Below are 979 nucleotides of genomic sequence, written 5' to 3'. Positions count from 1 at the left end.
CTAGACGAGTAAGTCCTAACTGAGGTCAGTGGTCGTACGCGATTAAGGACCTGGTCAGGGGCTGTCCGGTGGTTCGGTTGTGCCAGATCGCGGCGGTCATGGCGAGCAGGCGTTGGGCGATGCGGGCGCCGACGCCTTCGATGCTGCGGCCGCCGTGCAGTTCGAGGTCGAGTTGGCCCTTCAACGTGTCGTTGACCGACTCGATCAGCTGGCGGACGGGTTTGAGCAGGTGCTCGCCGGGGTGTGGGGTTCGGTTGCGGTAGGACGGCCGTAGCAGCCGGGCTCCGCGTTCGGCCAGCCAGCGATCGAGTTCAGCGGAGACGTAGCCCTTGTCCGCGATGATCAGCTGCCCCGGTCGGGTGGCAAGCAGATCAGGGTCGTCTTCCAATGCGGCGATCAGGACCTGGCGATCGTCGGTTTTCGCGGTGGACAGCGACCAGGCGATCGGCAGACCCGAGGGCGTGCAGATCAGGTGCAGACGCAGGCCCCAGAAGAACCGTGAGTGCGATGAGCAGTAGCCGTAACCGGCCCAGCCAGCAAGGTCGGAGCGTTTCACCGTGGGCCGGGACCGGCCGCATTCAACCGGGGTGGAGTCGGTGACCCATACGTCGTCGAACCACAGGTCGGTGTCCGCGGCGACCAGCCGGATGGCTCTCTTCAGCAGCGGCAGGGCGGCCCGCATGCGCTTGTTGTAACCGGACTGGCCGGGTAGATACGGGAATGCGCCGGGTAGGTGCTTGGGCAGGAACCGAAGCCAGCGGGCCTCGGAACGGATCCCGAGCAGGGCCTGGGCGACCGCCATGGTCAGCAGCTCGGCGTCGGACAGCCTCGGCGGCCGCCCGGCTCGGCGGGGCTTGCCGAGCCAGTCGTCGATCTTCACGTAAAGTGCGGTGAGAAGGGTGTTGATGTCTGTCGTCACAAACAGATCATCGACACCCTTCGTGTTTCGCATTGACAAGTGGCTGTGACAACTAGTCAT

1 protein-coding gene is annotated in these 979 nt (G+C 65.0%); it reads right to left on the bottom strand.

Translation table 11 applies throughout. From position 1 onward, the window contains the following. Nucleotides 1–25: 25 nt before the first annotated feature. Nucleotides 26–919 carry an IS982 family transposase gene (locus J5X75_RS43795; RefSeq protein ID WP_208473645.1) on the bottom strand — a complete coding sequence of 298 codons (894 nt, stop codon included), beginning with the start codon at nt 917–919 and terminating at the stop codon, nt 26–28. Nucleotides 920–979 lie beyond the last annotated feature (60 nt).

The organism is Actinoplanes flavus, from assembly GCF_017592555.1.
In the GTDB taxonomy this organism is placed as follows: domain Bacteria; phylum Actinomycetota; class Actinomycetes; order Mycobacteriales; family Micromonosporaceae; genus Actinoplanes; species Actinoplanes flavus.
Note: the sequence above shows the minus strand (reverse complement) of the source record. Positions and strands in the feature narration are given on the sequence as shown.